Origin of the sequence: Bradyrhizobium sp. (genome assembly GCF_004799405.1) — a bacterium.
GTDB lineage: Bacteria > Pseudomonadota > Alphaproteobacteria > Rhizobiales > Xanthobacteraceae > Bradyrhizobium.
Map to the genome: position 1 here is coordinate 1 of NZ_SSMW01000031.1, position 23,149 is coordinate 23,149.

The 23,149-nt window shown below is 62.6% G+C and carries 17 protein-coding genes and 1 pseudogene; 14 read left to right on the plus strand and 4 right to left on the minus strand.

Annotated elements, in window-relative coordinates; all coding sequences use genetic code 11:
* From E7813_RS05325 to E7813_RS05360, 8 genes and pseudogenes are all read left to right on the plus strand, one after another.
* Positions 1 to 209: pseudogene (locus E7813_RS05325) on the plus strand (pyrroloquinoline quinone biosynthesis protein C); the annotation flags it as partial.
* Positions 210 to 239: 30 nt separating this feature from the next.
* Complete coding sequence (gene pqqD, locus E7813_RS05330; RefSeq protein WP_291571593.1) at positions 240 to 551, plus strand: pyrroloquinoline quinone biosynthesis peptide chaperone PqqD; 312 nt, start codon at positions 240 to 242, stop codon at positions 549 to 551.
* A complete protein-coding gene (gene pqqE / locus E7813_RS05335; RefSeq protein ID WP_291571595.1) occupies positions 548 to 1,756 on the plus strand; it encodes a pyrroloquinoline quinone biosynthesis protein PqqE in 1,209 nt (402 codons plus the stop codon). The genes pqqD and pqqE overlap by 4 nt, the downstream gene beginning before the upstream one ends.
* Positions 1,746 to 2,735 (plus strand): prolyl aminopeptidase, encoded by a 990-nt coding sequence (gene pip / locus E7813_RS05340; protein ID WP_291571596.1) that lies wholly within the window; start codon positions 1,746 to 1,748, stop codon positions 2,733 to 2,735. The genes pqqE and pip overlap by 11 nt, the downstream gene beginning before the upstream one ends.
* Positions 2,736 to 2,748: 13 nt before the next feature.
* On the plus strand, positions 2,749 to 3,426 hold the full coding sequence (locus E7813_RS05345) for a DUF4286 family protein (protein ID WP_291571598.1): 678 nt from the start codon (positions 2,749 to 2,751) through the stop codon (positions 3,424 to 3,426).
* Positions 3,427 to 3,655: 229 nt separating this feature from the next.
* A complete protein-coding gene (locus E7813_RS05350) occupies positions 3,656 to 5,455 on the plus strand; it encodes an FAD-dependent oxidoreductase (protein ID WP_291571600.1) in 1,800 nt (599 codons plus the stop codon).
* Positions 5,425 to 7,272: a 2-oxoacid:acceptor oxidoreductase subunit alpha gene (locus E7813_RS05355; protein ID WP_291571602.1), complete on the plus strand. Its 1,848-nt coding sequence runs from the start codon at positions 5,425 to 5,427 to the stop codon at positions 7,270 to 7,272. The genes E7813_RS05350 and E7813_RS05355 overlap by 31 nt, the downstream gene beginning before the upstream one ends.
* On the plus strand, positions 7,269 to 8,324 hold the full coding sequence (locus E7813_RS05360) for a 2-oxoacid:ferredoxin oxidoreductase subunit beta (RefSeq protein WP_291571604.1): 1,056 nt from the start codon (positions 7,269 to 7,271) through the stop codon (positions 8,322 to 8,324). Before E7813_RS05355 ends, E7813_RS05360 begins: the two co-directional genes overlap by 4 nt.
* Before the next feature lie 32 nt (positions 8,325 to 8,356).
* Here the strand turns inward: E7813_RS05360 and E7813_RS05365 are convergent, their stop codons facing one another.
* Together E7813_RS05365 and E7813_RS05370 are read right to left on the minus strand one after the other, a co-directional pair.
* Positions 8,357 to 9,700: a TAXI family TRAP transporter solute-binding subunit gene (locus E7813_RS05365; RefSeq protein ID WP_291571605.1), complete on the minus strand. Its 1,344-nt coding sequence runs from the start codon at positions 9,698 to 9,700 to the stop codon at positions 8,357 to 8,359.
* Between the two features lie 186 nt (positions 9,701 to 9,886).
* Entirely contained in the window at positions 9,887 to 11,086 is a 1,200-nt protein-coding gene (locus E7813_RS05370; protein ID WP_291571606.1) for a Spy/CpxP family protein refolding chaperone, read from the minus strand.
* 634 nt (positions 11,087 to 11,720) lie between these two features.
* On the opposite strand from E7813_RS05370, the gene E7813_RS05375 reads away from it, so the two are divergent.
* From E7813_RS05375 to E7813_RS05400, 6 genes are read left to right on the plus strand one after another with little or no spacing between them, the layout of a single operon-like run.
* On the plus strand, positions 11,721 to 14,573 hold the full coding sequence (locus E7813_RS05375) for a bifunctional transaldolase/phosoglucose isomerase (protein ID WP_291571608.1): 2,853 nt from the start codon (positions 11,721 to 11,723) through the stop codon (positions 14,571 to 14,573).
* A gap of 4 nt (positions 14,574 to 14,577) precedes the next feature.
* Positions 14,578 to 15,606 carry a phosphogluconate dehydrogenase (NAD(+)-dependent, decarboxylating) gene (gene gnd, locus E7813_RS05380; protein WP_291571610.1) on the plus strand — a complete coding sequence of 343 codons (1,029 nt, stop codon included), beginning with the start codon at positions 14,578 to 14,580 and terminating at the stop codon, positions 15,604 to 15,606.
* A 5-nt stretch (positions 15,607 to 15,611) separates the two neighbouring features.
* Positions 15,612 to 17,126 carry a glucose-6-phosphate dehydrogenase gene (gene zwf / locus E7813_RS05385; RefSeq protein WP_291571612.1) on the plus strand — a complete coding sequence of 505 codons (1,515 nt, stop codon included), beginning with the start codon at positions 15,612 to 15,614 and terminating at the stop codon, positions 17,124 to 17,126.
* Position 17,127: 1 nt separating this feature from the next.
* A complete protein-coding gene (gene pgl / locus E7813_RS05390) occupies positions 17,128 to 17,880 on the plus strand; it encodes a 6-phosphogluconolactonase (protein WP_291571613.1) in 753 nt (250 codons plus the stop codon).
* Between the two features lie 31 nt (positions 17,881 to 17,911).
* Complete coding sequence (locus E7813_RS05395; protein WP_291571720.1) at positions 17,912 to 18,430, plus strand: gluconokinase; 519 nt, start codon at positions 17,912 to 17,914, stop codon at positions 18,428 to 18,430.
* A complete protein-coding gene (locus tag E7813_RS05400) occupies positions 18,427 to 19,239 on the plus strand; it encodes a Cof-type HAD-IIB family hydrolase (protein WP_291571615.1) in 813 nt (270 codons plus the stop codon). Before E7813_RS05395 ends, E7813_RS05400 begins: the two co-directional genes overlap by 4 nt.
* A 62-nt stretch (positions 19,240 to 19,301) precedes the next feature.
* On the opposite strand, the gene E7813_RS05405 is transcribed toward E7813_RS05400, so the two are convergent.
* Both E7813_RS05405 and malQ read right to left on the minus strand, forming a co-directional pair.
* Positions 19,302 to 21,104, minus strand: coding sequence for a glycoside hydrolase family 15 protein (locus E7813_RS05405; RefSeq protein WP_291571617.1), 1,803 nt, complete (start codon positions 21,102 to 21,104; stop codon positions 19,302 to 19,304).
* Between the two features lie 7 nt (positions 21,105 to 21,111).
* Positions 21,112 to 23,091 (minus strand): 4-alpha-glucanotransferase, encoded by a 1,980-nt coding sequence (gene malQ, locus E7813_RS05410; protein ID WP_291571619.1) that lies wholly within the window; start codon positions 23,089 to 23,091, stop codon positions 21,112 to 21,114.
* Between the last annotated feature and the right edge of the window lie 58 nt (positions 23,092 to 23,149).

Genomic DNA, 23,149 nt, shown 5'->3' on the forward strand with positions numbered 1-23,149 from the left:
TCAGCCGGCGCATGGAGCAGGCGCCGCGCGACGCCAACTTCGCGCTCGACTTCGTCAAGACCCATGCGAAGACGCCGGCCGAGCGCGAAGCAGTCTGCAATGCGCTGCTTTTCAAGACCAATGTGCTATGGGTTCAGCTTGACGCGCTGTATCATGCCTATGTCGATGACCATGTGCCGCCGGGAGCGTTTGTTCCCGGGGCAAGCTAGAGCAAAACAGAACGAAACCAGAGCGAACCGATGGCAGCAAGCCGCAACATCAGCGTCAGCGAGGCCAGCCGGCCGGTTCTGCCGCGGCATGCAAAACTGAAATTCGACGAGACGCGGCAGCGCTGGGTCATTCTGGCGCCGGAGCGTGTGCTGGCGCCGGACGAGATCGCCGTGGAAGTGCTTCAGCTTTGCGACGGCGTGCGCAGCGTCGGCCAGATCGTCGACCAGCTTGCGGAAAAATACGCCGCCGAACGTGGCGCGATCGCAACCGACGTGGTCGCCATGCTGCAGGATCTTGCCGACAAGGGATTTTTGACGGAAGCGCGCGAGAAGACATCATGAGTCCGACCCTGACCGACGCTCATCAGGCAGCCAGCGATCCCTCCGACGGGCTCGCGGTGCTGGAGCAGCGCGGCTCGACGGCGGAGACCTTCGGCATTCCGCTCGCGGTGCTCGCCGAACTGACGCACCGCTGCCCGCTGCAATGCCCCTATTGCTCCAACCCGATCGAACTCGACCGTGGTGGCAGCGAGCTGACGACCGAGGAATGGAAGAAAGTCCTTGCCGAGCTCGCCGAGATCGGCGTGCTGCAGATTCATTTTTCCGGCGGCGAACCCACCGCGCGCAAGGACCTGGTCGAACTGGTCCAGCACGCCAGCGATGTCGGACTATATTCCAATCTCATTACGTCAGCGGTGCTGCTGACCCGCGAGAAGCTCTCGGCGCTGGCCGATGCCGGGCTGTGCCATGTGCAGATCAGTTTCCAGGGCAACGAGCCTGTTGTCGCCGACCGCGTCGCCGGCTTGAAGAACGCACACGCCAGGAAGCTCGAAGTCGCAAAGTGGGTGCGCGAGCTGGACATGCCGCTGACGGTCAACGCGGTCATGCACCGGCAGAACCTGCATCAGCTTCCCGACATTATCCAAATGGCGGTCGATCTCGACGCCGACCGGCTCGAAGTCGCCAACGTGCAGTACTACGGCTGGGCGCTGAAGAACCGCGCGGCGTTGATGCCGACGATGCAGCAGATCGAGGAAACCAGCCGCCTCGTCGAACAAGCCCAGGCGCGGCTGAAGGGCGTGCTGGCGATCGACTATGTGGTGCCGGATTACTATGCGCTGCGGCCGAAGAAGTGCATGGGCGGCTGGGGCCGGCAGTTCTTCAACATCTCGCCCGCGGGCAAGATCCTGCCCTGCCACGCCGCCGAAACCATCACCGGCCTGGAATTCCTGTCGGTGCGGTCGAACCATTCGATCGCCTGGATCTGGCAGAATTCCGAAGCCTTCAATCGCTACCGCGGCACCGGCTGGATGCCGGAGCCGTGCCAAAGCTGCGCGTTCAAGGAAGTCGATTTCGGCGGCTGCCGCTGCCAGGCCTTCGCGCTGACCGGCGATGCCGGCAATACCGACCCGGCCTGCACGCTGTCGCCGATGCACGAACAGATTTTCAGGATGGCCGAGACCGAAGCCGCCGGCAACAACAGCCGTTTCATCTACCGCAATTTTTCCGGGGGCACGCTGGAGACGGGCGGCGAGCATGGCGCCTGACGCCGAGGCGGGGAAATCCACCGTCAACCGTGCCGATCCGTTCGCGCCGCTGACGTCGTACCTTTTGCCGGTCGGCGAAGGCCACGAGATTTACGTCGAAACCGTTGGCCGGACCAACGGCATCCCGGCGGTCTATCTGCACGGCGGACCCGGCAGCGGTTGCCAGCCCGACCACCGGCGGCTGTTCGATCCCGAGCGTTTCCATGCCGTACTGTTCGACCAGCGTGGCGCCGGGCGAAGCCGCCCGAAGGGCCGCCGCGAGCACAATACGCTGGCTCACCTGATTGCGGACATGGAGATGATCCGCGACAAACTCGGTTTCCAACGCTGGATGGTGGTCGGCGGCTCCTGGGGCGCGACGCTGGCGCTGGCCTATGCGCAGGCGCACCCGGACCGGGTCGCGGGTATCGTGTTGCGCGCGACCTTCCTTGGCACCCGCGCGGAGCTCGAGAACGCATTTCTCGACGTGCTGCCGCGTTTCTATCCCGGTCTCAGCCATGATTTCATCCATGCGTTGGCGCCGGAGGAACGCGCGCGGCCGCTCGACGCCTATTTCCGGCGCATCCTCGATTCGGATCCCGCGATCCACGGCCCGGCCGCCCGCGCCTGGAATGTCACCGAAAGCATTCTTTCCGAGCACAGGCCGGGACGCACAAGGTTGGACATCGCCGCACTGGATTCGGCGCGCACCCTGCCCGCGACCCCGTTCATGGAAGCGCATTATTTCCAGAACGACTGCTTCATGAAGCCCAACCAGTTGATGGCGGAAGCCGGAAAACTGGCGAGCATTCCCGGCATCATCATCCAGGGCCGCTACGATCTCTTGTGTCCGCCGGCGACTTCGCATGCACTCGGCGAAGTCTGGCCCCGTTCCGAAATTCGCGTCATCGAAGGCGCCGGCCATTCGTTGTACGATCCCGGCATCCGGGACGTCGTGATGAAAGCGATTGCGGATCTGGCGTCCAAAATCAACGAATAGAGGACCTTCACAAATGCCGATCGCCGGAAAAGGCATGCTGCTGACATCGATGAACATCGATTCCTCGGACGAAGCCGAATTCAATCGATGGTACGACCGCGAGCATCTTCTGGAGCGCGTCGCCATCGACGGCTTTCTCGAAGCCCGTCGCTACGTCGCGCACCAGGGCTCGCCGAAATATCTTTGCCTTTACTCGACTGAGACCTTCGAGGTCCTCGACAGCTCGGCCTATCGCGCGGTACTGGCCAATCCCACCGATTGGTCGAAGACCTGCATGGCGCGCTTCAAGAACATGATCCGCGCGATCGCGCGCATCACGATCAGCCGCGGACCTGGCCGTGGAGCGGCGCTCGGCATCATCCGCTTTCGTCCCCTCGCCGACGGCAAGGACAAACTGCGAGCTGCGCTGCACGACCTACTCGATCCGAAGGCGCTGGATGGGATCATCTCCATGCACCTGATCGAAAGCGACCCAAAGCTGTCGCGGCCGATCACCGCCGATCCCCCGGTTTCCGATTCGGGTTCCGGCGACTGGTTTGTGCTGATCGACGGAACCGATGTGAATGCGGTTGGTGCGGCGCTCGCGACGCGCTTTGCGAACAACGCAGCATTCCAATCCGCCGTCATGGTCTCAACCGGCGTCTACAAGCTGATGTGGGACCTCGCAAAGAGCGATATTCCCCCGTCCTGACCGCACCAACCCTTATGCTGCAGCGCCGCATTTAACCGGTTCGACATTAAAACTGCGCGAGCGGACCGACAACGAATGGTGAATAGCCAAAAATGCCTTTGTGCATCATGTCGAATGTCTCTAATAAGGTAACCCTATGATCCAATTCAAAAACCACAAGAACGCCACCTGAGCGTTCGCAGGAAAGCAAGGCCGCGTTATTCCTGGAATTGACGCGGACAAGGTAGGAATGAAACCGACTGATATCTCGGCGCCCGACTACTTTCATAAAGTGGTCGACTGCCAATGGGCCTGTCCCGCGCATACGCCAGTTCCGGAATACATCCGCTTGATCGCTGAAGGCCGCTATAGCGACGCCTACATGATCAATTGGAGATCGAATGTGTTTCCCGGAATCCTGGGACGCACCTGCGATCGTCCGTGCGAGCCCGCATGCCGCCGCGGCCGCGTCGAGGAGACGCCGGTCGCGATCTGCCGGCTGAAGCGCGTCGCCGCCGACTTCAAGGATGATGTCAAACACCGCATGCCAAGGCCCTCGCCGAAAAACGGCAAGCGCATCGCGATCGTCGGCGGCGGTCCGGCCTCGCTGACGGTTGCGCGTGACCTGGCGCCGCTGGGCTATCACTGCACGGTATTCGATTCCGACCCGAAAGCCGGCGGCATGATGCGGACGCAGATTCCGAAATTCCGGCTGCCGGATTCGGTGATCGACGAAGAAACCGACTACATCCTCGACCTCGGTATCGAGTTCAAGGGCGGTCAGCGTATCGACAGCTTGAAGAAGCTGCTCGGCGAGAACTACGACGCGGTCTTTGTCGGCTCCGGCGCGCCGCGCGGCCGCGAGCTCGAGATTCCCGGCCGCAAGGAAGCCGCTGCGAATATCCACATCGGCATCGACTGGCTCTCCAGCGTCTCGTTCGGTCATGTCGAAAAGATCGGCAACCGCGTGATCGTGCTGGGTGGCGGCAACACCGCGATGGATTGCTGCCGCACCGCGCGCCGGCTTGGCGGCGAGGACGTCAAGGTGATCGTGCGTTCCGGCTTCGAGGAGATGAAGGCGAGCCCCTGGGAAAAGGAAGACGCCCTCCACGAGGACATTCCGATTCTCAATTTCATGGTGCCGAACGCGTTCACCCACGACAACGGCAAGCTCACCGGCGTCACCTTCGAGAAGGTCAGGGCCGAGTACGACGCCAAGGGCAAGCGCAACCTGGTGCCTTCCGGCGAACCGGACCAGACCGTCGAATGCGACGATGTCCTGGTGGCGGTCGGCCAGGAGAACGCTTTTCCCTGGATCGAGCGCGACTGCGGCGTCGAATTCGACAAGTGGAACATGCCCAAGGTCGACACCACGACGATGGGGTCGACCAATCCAAAGGTGTTCTTCGGCGGCGACGCGGCATTCGGCCCGAAGAACATCATCTGGGCGGTGGCGCACGGTCACGACGCCGCCCTTTCGATCCACAAGCTTCTCTCCGGCGAGGACATCACCGAGCGGCCGCTGCCGGAGGTGCAGATATCGTCGCAGAAGATGGGCATCCATGAGTGGAGCTACGACAACGACGTCTCCAGCGACAAGCGCTACAAGGTGCCGCACCGCGACAAGGTGATCGCGCTGAAGGATATCCGCGCCGAAGTCGAACTCGGCTATGACCTCAAGCTGGCGCTCGGCGAAGCCCAGCGCTGCCTGAACTGCGACATCCAGACGGTATTCAGCGCGCCTCTGTGCATCGAGTGCGACGCCTGCGTCGATATCTGCCCGATGGACTGCATCAGTTTCACCGAGAACGGCGAGGAAGCCGACCTGCGTGGGCGGCTGAAGGCGCCCTCGCCGCATCTCGACCAGGACCTTTACGTCGCCGACGGCCTCAAGACCGGGCGGGTGATGGTCAAGGACGAAGACGTCTGCCTGCATTGCGGCCTATGCGCCGAACGTTGTCCCACCGGCGCCTGGGACATGCAGAAATATCTCATCGACATGACTCTCGCGGGTACATCATGCCAGTCCAAAGCCCGATCAGCAGCGTAAACGACTTCGTAGTTCGCTTCGCCAACGTCAACGGCTCGGGTTCGGCGAGCGCCAACGAACTGTTCGCCCGTTCGATCCTGCGCCATGGCGTGCCGGTGTCGCCGCGCAACGTGTTCCCGTCCAACATCCAGGGCCTGCCGACCTGGTACGAGGTGCGCGTCACCGAGGACAGCCATCTCGGCGCGCGCGGCGGCGTCGACATGATGGTGGCGATGAACCCGCAGACCTGGGACAAGGACCTCGCTTCGATCGAGCCCGGCGGCTATTTGTTCTACGACTCGACCAAGCCGATGCCGGCGTCGAAATTCCGCGCCGATATCACCGTGATCGGCGTGCCGCTCACCGCCATCACCAATTCGACCTATACCGATCCGCGCCAGCGCCAGCTTTTCAAGAACATCATCTATCTCGGCTCGTTGTGCGCCCTGCTCGACATGGATCCGAAACTGGTCGAGCAACTGATCGGCGAGCAATACAAGGGCAAGGAAAAGCTGCTGTCGTCGAACGTCCACGCGCTGCATCTCGGCCGCGACTGGGCGCTGCAGAATCTCAAATGCCCGATCGGCCTGCGGGTCCGGAAAGCCGACAAGGTCGGCGATCGCATCTTCATCGAAGGCAACAGCGCGGCCGCGCTCGGTGCGGTCTATGGCGGCGCCACGGTATGTGCCTGGTATCCGATCACGCCGTCGTCGTCGCTCGCCGACGCCTTCACCAGCCACTGCAAGCGGCTGCGGCACGATCCCGAAACCGGCAAGGCCAAATACGCCATCGTCCAGGGCGAGGACGAACTGGCTTCGATCGGCATCGTGATCGGCGCGTCATGGAACGGCGCGCGCGCCTTCACCGCAACCTCGGGTCCCGGCATCTCGCTGATGCAGGAATTCATCGGCCTTTCGTACTTCGCTGAAATACCGGCCGTGATCATGAATGTGCAGCGCGCCGGGCCGTCGACCGGCATGCCGACGCGGACCCAGCAATGCGACATCATTGCCTGCGCCTACGCCTCGCACGGCGACACCAAGCATGTCTTGCTGTTTCCGGAAGACCCGGCCGAAGCCTTCGAATTCGCAGCCCAGGCCTTCGATCTCGCCGAGCGCCTGCAGACCACGATCTTCGTCATGCTCGATCTTGATATCGGCATGAACCATCGGCTAAGTCGTCCGCTGAAGTGGGACGACGCGCGTCAATACGACCGCGGCAAGGTGATGACGGCGGAGATGCTCAGCGACGGACGCGACTTCGGGCGCTACCTCGATGTCGATGGCGACGGCATTCCGTTCCGCACCTATCCTGGCACGCACCCGACCAAGGGCTCGTTCTTTACCCGCGGCACCTCGCGCGATCGTTATGCGCGCTATTCCGAGGAGGGCTCGGTTTATGCCGACAACATGCAGCGGCTGGTGCGCAAGTTCGAGAGCGCGCAGGACATGGTGCCGCGTCCGCTGCAGGCCAATGCCGCCAAGCCCACCAAATACGGCGTGATCTATTTCGGCTCGACCGCGCCCGCGATGGATGAGGCGATCGGCCTGCTGGAAGCACGCGGGCATCAGCTCGACCGCTTGCGGATCCGCGCTTTCCCGTTCCATTCCAGCGTGGCGAGCTTCATCGCCGACCATGATTTTGTTTACGTGGTCGAACAGAACCGCGACGCCCAACTCCGTTCCCTGATCGTCAACGAGAACGGCATCGATCCGGTCCGGCTGGTTCCGATCCTGCATTATGACGGCACGCCGATTACCGCGCGCTTCATCGCCGACGCCATCGGCGACCACCAGGACCAGCTCAAGGTGACCCCGCTCCGCAAGGTGAAGTCATGACCTATATTGCGAAACCGAAATTCCAGCATCCGGGGTTGCCGAAGAACGATCTCGGCTTCACCCACCGCGATTATGAGGGCAAGGTTTCCACGCTGTGCGCCGGCTGCGGCCACGATTCGATCACGGCATCGATCATCGAGGCCTGCTACGAGCTTTCGATCGAACCGCATCGCGTCGCCAAGATTTCCGGCATTGGCTGCTCCTCGAAAACGCCGGACTATTTCCTCGGCAATTCGCACGGCTTCAATTCGGTCCATGGCCGGATGCCGTCGGTGCTGACCGGCGCCAACCTCGCCAACCGCGACCTGATCTATCTTGGCGTCTCCGGCGACGGCGACTCGGCCTCGATCGGCTTCGGCCAGTTCGCGCATTCGATCCGGCGCGGCGTCAACATGACCTATATCGTCGAGAACAACGGCGTTTACGGCCTCACCAAGGGCCAGTTCTCGGCTACCGCCGACCGCGGCTCGAAGAACAAGCGCGGCCTGATGAACACCGACAACGCCATCGATCTGGTGGCGATCGCGCTTCAGCTTGGCGCGAGCTTCGTGGCGCGCAGCTTCTCCGGCGACAAGACCCAGCTGGTGCCGCTGATCGCGGCTGCGATCCAGCACAAGGGCGCGGCATTCATCGACGTGATCAGCCCATGCGTCGCCTTCAACAACCACGCCGGCTCGACCAAGAGCTTCGACTACGTGCGCGAGCACAATGACGCGGTGAACCGCCTCGACGTCATCACCGGCCGCGACCCGATCACGGTCGATTACGCGCCGGGCACCGTGCAGGTGGTCGAGCAGCACGATGGCTCCAAAATAGCGCTGCGCAAGATCGACGCGGATTATGACCCGCATGATCGCGTCGGGGCGATGACGTTCCTGCAAAAGCACGCCGCCAAAGGCCAGATCGTCACCGGCCTGCTCTATGTCGATCCTGATTCAGACGACCTTCACGCCCACCTCAACACCGTGGAAACGCCGCTCAACCAGCTCGGCGAGAAAGCGCTGTGCCCGGGCTCGGCCGCGCTGGACAAGATCAACGCCAGCCTGCGCTAGATAGAATCAGAGGAAATCGCGAACGCGGCGGCTCAAACCGCGGCGGATCGTCGCCTGCTCGACACGGGGTCCGCAATCCACGCCTTGCGGTCGGCCACCGCATTGTGAAACTGATCGAGCGCGATGTTGAACGCCGACAGCGTATCCTCGGCGACCGCGCCATCTTCGAAACAATTCAGCGTGTCGCGCAATATTTCGTCGGCTTCTTTTTGCATCAGGTCGAGCTCGGTGATCGAGCCGCTCTCACGCGCGGCGACGATCATGTCCACCAGGCGGTTGCGCAATTCGGTGTTATGGATCCGTTCGTCGCGCCGCATGTAGCTGCGCAGCCACGCGCCTCCCGAGGCCAGCCCCGACAAGATCATCAGCCCGAACCACATGAAGTCGCCATAGCGGTCGAGAAAGCTGCGCTCGTTGCCGTCGATATAGGCGGCGGCTCCCGGATGAGCCGGAATCGCGGCGGCCTTGTCGGTGTCGGGAACCTGGATGTTCGCCACCCCCGGAAAGTCGCTCTGCAGGGAATGGCGGATCGCGAAAAGCTGCTTGGTGAAGGCGGTGACGGTCAACTCCGACAGCGTCTTGCGGGCGACAATCAGATGATTGACGTCAATGGTCGTTACGTCGTCATCCGGACGGGCCGGAGTGGCGCCAAGCGCGCCCGCGGCGATCTCCGCGGATTCGTAGACGGGGTGCTTGCGCGCGACGATCTCGGCGGCATCGATCGGCAGGAATGTTACAGCACTGTTTGGCTTGGTGGTCGCCGCGATCGCATCGGCGGTAATCTTGCTGTCGATCGGACCAACAGCCATGAAGGCGTCCACCTTCTGATTACGAAGCGCCTCGGGCAAATCGGTTGTGCCGAACTGGACCATCTCGACCTTGTCCGGGGCAACGCCGGACTCAGTCAGGATGATCTTGAGGAGGTCGACGTTTGCCTGAGTCTTTCCAATGATGCCGACCTTGCGTCCGGCCAGGTTTGCAACCTTGGTGATGCTGGATTCTTTCTTCTGGCCCTTGGCGCCGCCGCCATTGGGCAGCCAGAGTACGACAAGATTCTTGCGAAAGATCGCCACCGAAAGCGCGTCGGGCGAAAGGCCGAGGTCGGCGCGCACGACCGCAAGATCGGCCTCATGATGCCCGATGGCGGTGGCGCTTTCTTCGGCGCCCGCGGTAACCGCCACTCGCAAGCGAACGTAATGCCGCTCGCGCGCGAAGGCCTGGGCGATCTCCTGGACCACCTTCACGTCGTCGCTGCCGGGTGGCCCGACGGCGATACGCAAGGTGGCCGGCCTCCAGCTAAAGAACAAAAGACCGATCAATGCCGCGGCGAAGACCAGGCCACCCACGCAAAGCACGATAAAAGTCGCACGTTTCATCATGAAACCGTCACGGTCTCTCCTGGACGGGCCGCCTGTGGGCTCGCCGGCTCCCTTGGATATTACGGCATGCACGCTCGCGACGCTACCGCGCTTGCCGCGGGTAAAAGCCGCAGCAGGAGGAATGAAGAAGCAAGGTTAAGGGTCGAAGCGGATGGCCCCCGGCCGGGTCATCCGCGTCTCGGTTCATTGGACCATTGAAATCAACCGACGGACTATTCCGCCGATGCTGGCGTGGTGCCGGTGGTAGTGCGACTGCGCGGTGGCTGGCTGTTCCGACATCGTGTGGCGGGGGCCGATGGCTTCGAACTGCGCCTTTTGCTCGTTGGTCAGCTGTCCGTAGAAGTCGTCGAGTGCGGTGCGCACGGTCTTGACCGCCTGCAGCATCACGTCCAGCCGTTTGCCGACGGCGGCGAGCCGGGCCGGCGGCGTCACCGCCGTATCGACCTGGCAAGCGGTTTTGAGCATGTCCGCCACCTTGCTGCCGGCATCCTGGAGCGCGGTCAGGCTGGCCCGCTGCGCGTCGGTCGGATGCAGCCTCGCGTCGATCTCGGCGGCCGGCCAATCCGTCACGCCTGGTTGCGCGGTGCCGCAGCCCTGAGCGATCTCGCTTTGCCCGGCTTCATGCCTGCGCCGAGCCTGACGGCGATCCTTGCGCTGATCCTGGCCGAGCGCGTTGAGCGCGGCCTTCTGCTCATCGTTCAGAAGGCCATAAAAATGATCGAGCGGCGGCTGCACGGTGCCGACCGCCGCGATCATCGCCTCGATGCGCGCTTGCATAGCTGCGAGCCGGCTTGGCGCCGTCAGCGCCACCTGGGTCGGACACGCCGCCTTGATGTCCTGCGCGGCATTTACCGAGGCGTTGGCAAGGCCATCGAGCGCCGCGCGCTGTTCGTCGTTGGGCTGAACGGCCTGCTGGATCCGATCGATCGGCAGACCGGCGATGTCGCGGCTGTCGTCGCCGCACATTTGCGACAACTGGCTCGGCGTCGTACCTGCGGGCGAAGCTGGCTCCGGGCCAGCCGGGCTGCCGCCGGTGCCCGGCGGCAAATACCCTATGAGGTCATCATAGCCGTAAGGCGCGAACAGGCCGGCATAGATGTCGTCATAGCCGTACCCCCAGAACGAGTCGTCGTAGGCATCGCCCCACAACGCGTAGTCGTAAAGGTCGTAATAGGCGAACGGCCAGAACAGCGGACCGACCCAGCCGTATCCGCCATGGCCGTGTCGCCACCAGCCGTTTCGGCCGTGGCCATGCCATCCGGCGGTCGCCGCGGTTGCAACGATACGGGCGCGGGCGGCCGGATCGTGCAAAGCGCTCCTGTTGCGCAATGCGCCGGCCACCGCGCGCGAGTTCAGCGCGCTGCGTACCGCGGTGGACCTCAAGCTCGCGCTCCGGCTCTGACCGAGCGCCGGATTGGCGCTGTCATTGAATGTGGTTCTGCGGCCGACCGAACCGCTGGGGGCATGGCGGACGGCAAAGGAGCGGGATCCGCGGAAACTCGGTCGCGATATCGCGGACCTGCCGCCGAAGTGACGTACGCCGCCAAAATGGACGCCGCCTGCGCGCATACCGCCGCCGAAGTGACCACCACCATGGCCGCCTCCTCGGCCAGCCGCAGAATGGGTTGAACCGGAAAGCAGCGCCGCCAGGGCGATCGCGGCAACGACGTTAAGTTTGGACATTGCACCCTCCTCAAGCGTCCCGCGCGTCAAGAAGCGGCCTTGTCATCGTAACGCCCACACGTCGCCGCAGTTCCTCAAGGGCGTCGCTGCCGCAAGCCCAAATGCCATGCCAATCGCATCGACCGGCGGACACGCCGGCTACTTGCCGACATCACAAAATCGCGTTGAGACAAGCGCCAAACCATTGATTCTCGGGGGATCGAACTGTCGTGAATAACGTTATCCCGGCGATATTCCCTGTCAGCACCCCTCAAGGACTTGTTGACAAAATTCGGCTTCCCGCCAGAAGGTGCAGGGAACCCGGATTGGACCACCTCGAACAGAACAAGGCATCATGAATCCTGTCAAAGCACTCGAGAACCAAGGCCAGGCGGTCTGGCTGGATTTCCTGGCCCGCGGCTTCGTCGCCAAGGGCGATCTGAAAAAGCTGATCGATACCGATGGCGTCAAGGGCGTCACGTCGAATCCGTCGATCTTCGAGAAGGCTATCGGCAGTTCGGACGAATATGACGGCGCGATCGGCCATGCCCTGAAAAGAGGCGATCGCCCGGTTGCCGAACTGTTCGAGCATCTAGCAATCGAGGATATCCAGCATGCCGCCGACGTGCTGCGCCCGGTTTACGACCATTTGAAGGGCAACGACGGTTTCGTCAGCCTCGAAGTGTCGCCCTATCTGGCGATGGATACCAAAGCCACGATTGCCGAAGCCGAGCGGCTCTGGAAGGACGTCAGGCGCAGGAATTTGATGGTGAAAGTCCCGGCAACGCCGGAGGGCCTGCCCGCGATCCAGCACCTGATCGGCGAAGGCATCAGCATCAACATCACGCTGTTGTTTTCGCAAAAGGTCTATGTGCAGGTCGCCGAGGCCTATCTCGCGGGACTCGAAAGATATGTCGCCGGCGGCGGCGATCCTTCCCATGTCGCCAGCGTCGCCAGCTTCTTCGTCAGCCGCATCGACAGCGCGGTCGACAAGCAGCTCGATGAGAAGATCGCAAAAGCCAACGACCCAACCGAAAAGGAACGGCTGACCGCGCTGAAAGGCAAGGTCGCCATCGCCAACGCCAAGCTCGCCTACCAGGAATACAAGCGGCTGTTTTCCGGCACACGCTGGGACAGGCTCGCCGCCAGGGGCGCCAGGCCGCAGCGATTGCTATGGGCCTCGACCGGCACCAAAAATAAAGACTATAGCGACGTGCTCTATGTCGAGGAATTGATCGGCCCCAACACCGTCAACACGGTGCCGCCGGCGACGCTCGACGCCTTCCGCGATCACGGCAAGCCGCGCGACAGCCTTGAAGAGAATGTCGAGGAAGCGAGGCACGTGCTCGCCGAACTGGAGAAATCAGGCATCTCGCTCGATGCGATCACCGCTGACCTCGTCAAGGACGGCGTTAAGCTGTTTGCCGATGCCGCCGACAAGCTTTACGGCGCGGTCGCGCACAAGCGCGCGGCGGTGCTGGGCCATGGCATCGACCGTCAGGAATTGATGCTCGGAGACGGCCTCGGCAAGGCCGTCGAGAACAGCACCGAGGACTGGCGCGCGTCGGCCACGATACGGCGGCTCTGGCAACACGACAAATCGGTGTGGACCGCAACCGACGAGGACAAGTGGCTAGGCTGGCTGAACAGTGCCGCGACCGCTGATGTTGCCGACTACGAGGACTATGCGCAGAAGGTAAAGGGGCAGAATTTCACCGACGCTGTCGTGCTCGGCATGGGCGGATCGAGCCTGGGTCCGGAAGTGCTGGCGAAAACTTTTGCGAAGAAAGCCGGCTTCCCGAAACTGCATGTACTGGATTCGACCGATCCGGCGCAGGTCCGCGCGATGCGGGCTTCGATCAACATCGCCAAAACCCTGTTCATCGTCTCCAGCAAATCCGGCGGCACCACCGAGCCGAATGTGATGAAGGATTATTTCTTCGCCGAAGTGTCCAAGGCCATCGGCGCCGACAAGGCCGGCCATCGTTTCATCGCGGTGACCGATCCGGGCTCATCGCTGGAGAAGGTCGCGACCAAGCAGGGTTTTGCGCGCATCTTCCACGGCGATCCCACCATCGGCGGGCGCTATTCCGTGCTGTCGCCGTTCGGGCTGGTGCCGGCCGCAACCGCAGGCATCGACGTTCGCAGCCTCCTCAAGCACACGCTTTCGATGGTGCGCTCCTGCGGGCCGGATGTGCCGCCGCACGAAAATCCCGGCGTGCAGCTCGGCCTTGCCATGGGCCTCGCCGGGCTTGAGGGCCGCGACAAGGTGACGATATTGTCGTCAAAAAAGATCGCCGATTTCGGCGCCTGGGCCGAGCAGTTGATCGCCGAATCCACCGGCAAGGACGGCAAGGGCTTGATTCCGATCGACGGCGAGCCGCTTGGCGACCCGTCACTTTACGTCGATGACCGTTTCTTCATCGGCATCAGCACTGAGGGTGAAAGCGATGCGGCGCATGACGGCAAATTGACTGCGCTGGAAAAGGCCGGGCATCCGGTGGTCCGCATTGCCATGAAATCGATCGACCATCTTGGCCAGGAATTCTTCCGCTTCGAGATGGCGACTGCGGTCGCCGGTTCCGTGCTCGGCATCAACCCGTTCAACCAGCCCGATGTGGAAGACGCCAAGATCAAGACCCGCGAGTTGACCGCGGCATTCGAAAAGTCCGGCGCGCTGCCGGCCGAAAGACCGGTGATATCTACCGCGCAAGCCGACCTTTATACCGATGGCACCAATGCCGCTGCGCTGCGCAAGGCCGGCGCCGATGGCGATCTCGGCTCATGGCTGAAGGCGCATCTGGCCCGTTCCGGCGCCGGGGACTATGTGGCGTTGCTCGCCTATATCGAGCGCGATCATGCCCATATCGAAACCTTGCAGCACATGCGGCTTGCGGTGCGCGACAAGCGCCATGTCGCAACCTGCGCCGAATTCGGCCCGCGTTTCCTGCATTCGACCGGACAGGCCTACAAGGGCGGCCCCGACAGCGGCGTCTTCCTGCAGATCACCGCCGACGACGCCAAGGATCTGGCGGTACCTGGCCAGAAGGCGAGTTTCGGCGTGATCAAGGCGGCGCAGGCGCGCGGCGATTTCGACGTGCTCACCGACCGCGGCCGGCGGGCATTGCGCGTTCATTTGAAGGGCGACCTGAAATCGGGGCTAAAGATGCTCGACGCCGCCATCGCGGACGCATTGAACCAGGGATAAGAAAATGCAGCTCGGCATGATCGGCCTTGGCCGGATGGGCGGCAATATCGTCCGCCGGCTGATGAAGCACGGACACTCCACCGTCGTTTACGACAAGGATCCGAAAGCCATCGCGGCGATCGCAGCCGACGGCGCAGTCGGCGCCGGCACGCTGGTGGATTTTGTCAACAAACTGGAAAAGCCGCGGACGGTCTGGGTCATGCTCCCTGCAGGCAAGATCACCGAAGCGACCATCGACGAACTGGCAAAACTGATGCAGACCGGCGACGTCATCATCGATGGCGGCAATACCTTCTGGCAGGATGACGTCCGCCGCGGCAAGGCGCTGAAACAACACGGCATCCACTATCTCGACGTCGGCACCTCAGGCGGCGTCTGGGGCATCGACCGCGGCTATTGCATGATGATCGGCGGCGACAAGGCGGTGGTCGACCGCCTCGATCCGATCTTCGCGGCATTGGCGCCGGGCATCGGAGACATCCCGAAAACCCGCGGACGCGACGGCCGCGATCCGCGCATCGAGCAGGGCTATATTCACGCCGGTCCGGTCGGCGCCGGGCACTTCGTCAAAATGGTCCACAACGGCATCGAATACGGATTGATGCAGGCCTATGCCGAGGGATTCGATATCCTGAAGAACGCCAATATCGAGGCGTTGCCCCCCGACCACCGTTTCGATCTCGACATTGCCGACATCGCCGAGGTCTGGCGTCGCGGCAGCGTGATCCCGTCCTGGCTGCTCGACCTTATCTCCTCGGCGCTCGCCGAAAATCATGCGCTGGATGAGTATTCAGGTTTCGTGGAGGATTCCGGCGAAGGCCGCTGGACCGTGAATGCGGCCATCGACGAGGCCGTACCCGCCGAAGTATTGACGGCGGCGCTGTATGCCCGCTTCCGCTCCCGCAAGGAGCACACCTTCGCCGAAAAGATTCTTTCCGCCATGCGCGCCGGTTTCGGCGGCCATAAGGAGCCGGCCCAGCATCCGGATCCGGCGCGGCCGAACGCACCCGACATTGTCAAGCCGAAAGCCTAGTGTCGATGACCGACGCTCCAGCGAAGCAAAAGAAGCCGGACTCCTGTTCATTTGTCATTTTCGGCGTCACCGGCGATCTCGCGCATCGGCTTGTCTTCCCCGCGCTCTATAACCTGGCCGCTACCAGCCTGTTACCCGACAACTTCTGCATCGTCGGCATCGCCCGCCAAGGTATGACCGGTGATGCACTACGCGACAGCCTGATGAAGGGTTTGCGCGAATTCGCCACCCGTCCCGTCGACGACAGCATAGCCAGCCGTTTGCTGGAATGCGTCAGCTGCTTTGAGGCCGATCCGAAAGACCCGGCCTCGTTCGACCAGATGAAAGCGCAGCTCGAAAAGCTGGAAGCCGCGCGAAACACCGGCGGCAACCGGCTGTTTTATCTGGCGACGCCGCCCGGCGCTTTTCCGACGATCAGCCGCCAGCTCGGACGCACCGGCCTGCTCAAGGAAGAAGACAACGCATGGCGGCGGCTGGTGGTCGAAAAACCGTTCGGAACCGATCTTGCTTCTGCAAGGACCCTCAACGGCGAGTTATTGAAGATCCTCGATGAACATCAGATCTACCGGATCGATCACTACCTCGGCAAGGAAACGGTCCAGAACATCCTGGTGCTGCGCTTTGCCAACGGCATGTTCGAACCGATCTGGAACCGAAATCACATCGACCACATCCAGATCACCGTCGACGAGAAGCTCGGCGTCGGCCACCGCGGCAGCTTCTATGACGTGACCGGCGCGTTGCGCGACATGGTGCCGAACCACCTGTTTCAACTGCTGTCGCTGGTCGCGATGGAGCCGCCGGCCCGGTTCGATGCGCATGCGGTGCGCTCCGAAAAGGCCGAAGTGCTGGCGGCGATCCAGACCCAGAGCGAAGCGGATGCTTTAAAGAATTCCGTCCGCGGCCAATATCGCGGCGGCAAGGTCGGCGACACCGAGATCGCGGATTATCGCAAGACCGAGGATGTCAAACCCGACAGCACAACCGAAACCTATGCTGCGCTCAAGCTCACCATCGACAACTGGCGCTGGGCCGGCGTGCCCTTCTACCTGCGCACCGGCAAGGCGCTCGGGATCAAGCGCACCGAAGTTGCAATCAAATTCAAGCAGGCTCCGTTCGCGATGTTCCGTGACACGCCGGTGGATCGGCTGTCGCAGAATTATCTCGTCATCAGCATCGAGCCGACCGAGGGCATCACGCTACAGTTCAATACCAAGGTGCCGGGACCGTCGATCAACATCGACGGCGTCGAGATGAAATTCCGCTACAAGGATTATTTCAAGGCGGCGCCGGCCACCGGATACGAGACGCTGATCTACGACTGCATGATCGGCGACAACATCCTGTTTCAGCGTGCCGACAGCGTGGAGGCCGGCTGGCAGGCCGTGCAGCCGTTCCTGGACGCGTGGAAGCAGGCGGGCGATAGGGACCTTGAGACTTACCAGGCCGGCAGCGAAGGCCCTGCGCAAGCCGACGAACTGCTGAAGCGCGACGGCCGAAGCTGGCGGAAGCTCGGCTAAGATGGCTTCGGACAATCAAGCAAACTTCGAGTTGATCACGGTTTCCGATTCGGTCGCGCTCGCCAACAGCGCTGCCGAACGTATTATGACAAGAATCGCGGCCAATCGTGGACGCGTGGCGATCTGCCTGACCGGGGGATCGAGCCCGAGACAACTCTATCAACTGCTTGCAACCGATGCCTGTCGAAGCCGGATCCCGTGGGACCGGGTGCACTGGTTTATCGGCGACGAGCGCTTTGTCCCGGCGAATGACCCGCTCAACAATATGGGCGCGGCACGGCGGATCTTCCTGGATCGCTACGCGCCGGCTGGCAACATCCATCCGATTCCGACCGACACTGCCGATCCCCAGCAAGCGGCAAGCCGTTATGAACGCGAGTTGCAATTGTTCTACGGTGCGAACGCGCTGGATTCCGCCCGCCCGCTGTTCGATGTCGTGCTGATGGGCGTCGGCCCCGATGGCCATACCGCCTCGCTATTTCCGGGTTATCCCGCAATGGAGGAAACCAAACGCTGGGTGGTCGGTGTCCCCGAGGCCCATGTCGAGCCATTCGTGCCGCGCGTCACCCTGACGCTGCCGGCACTGAACTCCTGCCGGGAGATGCTGTTCGAAGCCAGCGGCTCGGACAAGCGCGCGATCTTGACGCGCGTGCTGGCGGGCGAGAACCTGCCCGCGAACCGCGCACGCTCCAGCGGCGAGACGGTCTGGCTGGTGGATGCGGCGGCGCTGCCGGAGAATTTCCGTGGGCGATGACGTCGGTACAATCCCGTGCGCGCTGGTGGTGATGGGCGTGTCCGGCTCCGGCAAGAGCACCATTGCCGAAAGGCTGGCCCAACGTTTGCGCTGGACCTACGAGGATGGCGACAGATTTCATCCCGCCAGCAACGTCGCCAAGATGAGCGCCGGTCAACCCTTGACCGACGAGGATCGCTGGCCCTGGCTGCGGGCGATCGCCGACGAGATCGACAGGGTTTGCAAGGCCGGCGAACACGCCGTGATCGCCTGCTCCGCGCTGAAACGAACCTATCGCGATGTTCTCGTGCATGGACGAACCGATGTCCGTATCATCTATCTCGAGGGCACCGAGCCGTTGATCGCAAAGCGTCTCGCCGAACGAAAGGGACATTTCATGCCGCCGGGACTATTGGCCAGCCAATTCAAGACGCTCGAGCCGCCGGACTCCCGAGAAAATCCGGTGACGGTGTCGATTGACGCGCCCGTTGACGCCATCGTCGATAACATCATCGGCCAACTCGGCTTAAGTCCGGACGACGGCCAATCTACCGGCAGGGTTCGCGCATGACCCGCATCGCGCTTGTGGTTTCCGATGTCGACGGCACGCTGGTGACCAAGGACAAGACCCTGACCGACCGCGCCATCGGCGCGGTGCGGCGGCTGCGCGACGCCGGCATCAGTTTCACCATCACTTCCAGCCGCCCGGCGATCGGCATGCGTTTTTTGATCGAGCCGCTCGGAATCACGCTGCCGGTCGGACCTTTCAACGGAAGCTCGATTGTCGACCCGCAACTAAATCCGATCGAACAACATTTGATCCCGGTGTCGGCGGCGGAGCGCAGCCTCGATGTATTGAAGGAATTCGGCGTCGATATCTGGCTGTTCACCAACGATTGCTGGTTCACCCGCAACGGCGACGGCGAATACGTTCCGAATGAAAAGCGGGCGATCCGGACCGATCCGACCATTGTCCGGGATTTTACACCCTATGTGTCGGCCGCTTGCAAGATCGTGGGCGCCAGTTCGGATGCGGCGCTGCTGCAGCGTTGCGAAGCCGCGATGCAGAAAGCCCTAGGCACGCAAGCGACCGCGGTCCGGTCGCAGACCTACTATCTCGATGTCACGCCGCCCGGATGCGACAAGGGCACCTTCGTGCAGGCGATGGCCAAGCGTCAGGGCATCCCGACCGACGCGGTCGCCACTATCGGCGACATGCAGAACGACCTCGCGATGTTCAGAACCAGCGGCTTCTCGATCGCGATGGGCAATGCCACCGACGACGTCAAGAAACAGGCGACGCAAGTCACGACCTCGAATGAGGATGAGGGTTTTGCAGGCGCGATCGAGATGATTTTGAAGATTAACGCGGCTGGATAATCAGGATAATAGTGCCTCATCGTTCCGGCCAAGCCGAGCACCCGCGGGACGACAGGAGTTGGTTACTTCGACCGCTGCACGACCGGCTTCTCGACCGTCCTGGTCGCCTCGCAGAGATTATGCGCGGTATTGATCAGCGCGATATGGGTCAGCGCCTGCGGGAAATTGCCGGTCTGGCGGCCCGCGCCGGAATCGTACTCCTCGGCCAGCAGGCCAAGATCGTTGGCGACACCGACGACACGGTCGAACAGCGCCTGAGCTTTTTCGATTTCGCCAGCCAGCACCCAGGCGTCGGCGAGCCAGAGGCTGCAGGCGAGAAACGCGCCTTCGATCGGCTGAATTTCGTCGGTAACCTCGCGCGGATCGTGCCGCAGCACAAACCCGTCCCGCATCATGTGTCTTTCAATGGCGGCAATCGTGCCGCGGACCCGCGGGTCGGAAGCGGGCAGAAAACCGACTGCGGGCAACAGCAGGATGCTGGCGTCGAGCACTTGCGATCCATAAGACTCGACGAAGGCATTCTGCTCGCGGTCAAATCCTCTTTCGCAGACGTCGCGGCAAACGGAATCGCGTAAATTCCGCCAACGGTCGAGCGGCGCGTCGAACCCGAACTTCTCGGCGCTTTTAATACCGCGGTCGAACGCGACCCAGGTCATCACTTTCGACAGGACATAATGTCGGGGGTCGCCGCGGCGCTCCCAGATGCCGTGATCCGGCCGGTCCCATATTTCCGCCAGATGCTCGATCACCGCGAGTCCCAGCCGCCAGTTGTCTTCGTCGAGTTCGAGCCCCGCGACTCGCGACTGGTAAAACGCGTCAACCAGCTCTCCATAGACATCGAGTTGCAGCTGGGCGTGCGCGGCGTTGCCGACCCTGACGGGCTGTGCGCCCTCGTAGCCGGGCAGCCAGTCCGCTTCCCATTCCAGCAGACGCCGCTGTCCCATGATGCCGTACATGATCTGCATATTTGCCGGATAACCGGCCGCGGCGCGCAGCAACCAGCTCAGCCAGGCCGACGCCTCCTCGGTGTAGCCGGAATTCACCAGCGCCAACAGCGTAAAGGTGGCGTCGCGCAACCAGCAGAAACGATAATCCCAGTTTCTCGCGCCGCCGAGCTTTTCCGGCAGCGAGGTCGTGGGTGCGGCGACGATGCCGCCGGTCGGCGCATAGGTCAGCGCCTTCAACGTGATCAGCGATCGCATCACCAAGTCGCGGCACTCGCCCTGATACATGCATTGACTACTCCAGCCGCTCCAGAAGTCCTCGGTCTCCTTCAACGCCTGGAGAGGATCGATGGCGTCGGGTACCGGCAGGTGCGAAGGCCCATAAGTGAGCACGAAGGGAACGGTTTCGCCTTCGCCGACCTCGAAATCGGCCACGGTGGTCAGGTCCTCGCCGCGGGTCTCCACGGGCGTTCGCAGCACCGTCATGTCCGGCCCGCAAATGGCTAGCAGCGCGCCGTCCTCGGTTTTCCTGACCCAGGGAATATCGGTGCCGAAGCCGAAGCGGATGATCAACTCCATCCGCAACTTTACCCGGCCGCTGACGCCGCGCACCAGCCGTACGATGTCGGAGGCGTTGCCGCGCGGCGGCATGAAATCGACCAGGGTGATCGCCCCTTTCGCCGTTTCAAAGCGCGTCTCCAGGATCAGCGTATCGCCCAGATAACGGCGGGACGTTTGTTTCATCTCTTCCGCAGGCGCGATCAGCCACCGACCGTGTTCGCGCGTGCCAAGCAGACTTGCGAAACAGGCGTCGGAGTCGAATGCAGGCCAGCACAGCCAGTCGATCGAGCCGTCGCGGCCGACCAATGCCGCGGTCTCGCAGTCGCCGATCAGCCCATAGTCTTCGATTCTGCCGGGCAAATTTCCATCACTCGCTGAAAATATCCGCACGCCGTGTCTTGGCGCGGGTTCGTTCCACCGTCGCTGCCTTGAGCGCGGCAACGTCGATCGACGATGCGATCTTGTCGAGCGCAATTGGAAGCCGCTGCCGCCAGTTCGGATGCTCGTTCACGGTGCCGGGAATGTTGGGCTGATCGATCACGTCCAGCAGATCCTCCAGCGAGATCGCCATCAGGCGCGAACGGGTCTTCGCCAGAAAGCTTGCGACCGCATAGAGATCGTGACGGTCGATCGCATGATGGCGCAGCGCGTCGGACAGCATGGCCAGGGCGTGCCAGCGCGCGTCGTCGCTTTCGCCGGGATCGATGCCGAGCGAGCGTTTCAATTTGAGATCGCTGAACGAGCGCCAGCCGGCATAGGTCGACAGATCATGGGTATTGAAGGTGACGAGGGCGTTAGGCGCATAATAATCGATGCCGCGAAACACACCGCTGTCGTCGCGCTCGAACATCATCACCTTGTACGACCAGATGCCCCAATCGGCCATTTGCTCGCGAAAGCCCTCCGGCACCGTGCCGAGATCTTCACCGATCACCACGCAGCGCCGCGCCACGCTTTCCTGCGCGGTCGCCGCCAGCAGCGGCTCGAACGGCATCTGTACATAGACGCCGTTGTTGGCGGCAAACCCGTGCGGCACGAGATAAAGCCGCTTCAGGCCGAGCACATGATCGAGCCGGATCGCACCGGCGTAGCGCATCGAAGCCCGCAGCATTTCCCGATAGGGCTCGAAGGATTTCATTTCCAGCCCGGCGGCGTTGAAGCCGGCAAGGCCCCAGCTTTGGCCTGCGGTGTTCAGCGGGTCCGGCGGCGCGCCGACGCCGAGGTAACGGGAAATCGCTGTCTGCTCGTTCCAGGCGTCGAACCCATCGGACTGCACGCCAACGGCCACGTCGAGATAAAGACCGACCTTCATGCCAAGGCTGGTCGCGAGGTTCTGGCAGGCCTGCAATTGCCGGTCGGCGATCCATTGCACGAATTCGACGAATTCGATCTCGGCCGCGTCCGGGCCCTGACGCAACTCCGCGCATCTGGCCTCGTCGGGCTGCCGCCATTGGTCCGGCCATTCCCACCACGGCTTGTCGAACTTGTGCCGAAGCATCTCGAAGCAGGCGAACCGCGACAGCAGCGGCGCACGCTCGGTGCGAAATCTGGCGAAAGCGGCACGGTCCCTGGCTTTGGGCTTGGCCCTGAAGGCATCGAACGCCAATCGCAGCGCGCGCCATTTCAGCCCGGCGACGGCGACATAATCGACGATATCGCTTTGTCGCAGCCGGGCGATGGTGTCGCTGTCTTCAGCGAATCCGCCGGGCAGAAACTCCTTTAGTTTTTCGACGTCGATAAAGAGCGGGTTGAGAAACAGCCGGCTGTTCGGCGAATAGGGGCTGCAATCGCCCGGCCGGTCGTCGAATAACGCGTGCAGCGGGTTGAGACCGACGCCCTCGGCTCCCAGATCGGAGGCCAGTTCGATCAGCCCTTCGAGATCGGTGAAATCCCCGATCCCCCAGTTGCGCGCCGACCGGACGCCATAGAGCTGGACCGCCAACAGCCAGCAGCGGTCGAAATCGCCGCCGAAGGCCTTTGGTGGCGCAACCAGTAACGGCGCTTCTTCCGTCAAGGCGGAAGCATCGGTCAGGTGCAGCCGGTAGGTGCCGACGGGTAAATCGGATGGCCAGACGATGACGCGGTCGCGGGTCTCGCCTTGCGCGATAACCTCAAGACCCGTCACGATTTTCCAGCGTAACGGGAACGTGGCAGCCTTGAGCTCGATGCGCGAGGGCTGGCCCGACCGGACCACCACCGCCCCCTCGAGAAACCGGTGCGGTATCCGGACCGGCAGGGCGTCCAGGATGATTTTTAACGCCGCGGCGTCTGTGACGTGGCGGTGGCCCTGACCATCGATAAACTCGGTCTGGATGCCCAGTTCTTTGGCTTTGGTGAAAAGGTCCATTCGGCACGCCATTTGCACGCAACGGTTGGGGAACGTCACGAAATTCTCTAAATGCAGG